Origin of the sequence: Thermorhabdus hydrogeniformans, assembly GCF_049310025.1 — a bacterium.
Lineage (GTDB): Bacteria > Bacillota > Thermosediminibacteria > Thermosediminibacterales > Tepidanaerobacteraceae > JBJYKD01.
In genome coordinates this window covers 1-233 of record NZ_JBJYKD010000299.1, presented here as the reverse complement: position 1 = coordinate 233, position 233 = coordinate 1, and the positions used below count along the sequence as shown (strand labels likewise).

The following is a 233-nucleotide window of genomic DNA, read 5'->3' as shown; positions in this document are numbered from 1 at the left end:
ATGGCGCCGCTTCTGCTCGTTGCGCCAGCGATGATAGCCGGCGCGGTCCATCGGAAAGTCGGAGCGCGGCAACTTGAACCGCTCGAGATGCTGAGCGCGCACCGCGATCTTCACCAACTCGCCGGCTTCCGGCGCAAAGCGGTCGAGCCAGGCCGACATGCGCTCGCCGTAAAGTTGCTCTGCCGGCCACTGTTCTCCGTCGATCTCGATGAATGTCGGATCGGCCGCATTGG

At 64.4% G+C, this 233-nt stretch carries 1 protein-coding gene; it reads right to left on the bottom strand.

Translation table 11 applies throughout. From position 1 onward, the window contains the following. On the bottom strand, window positions 1–233 hold a 233-nt coding region (locus ACKX14_RS16510; RefSeq protein WP_422449522.1), incomplete at both ends, for a DUF4202 family protein.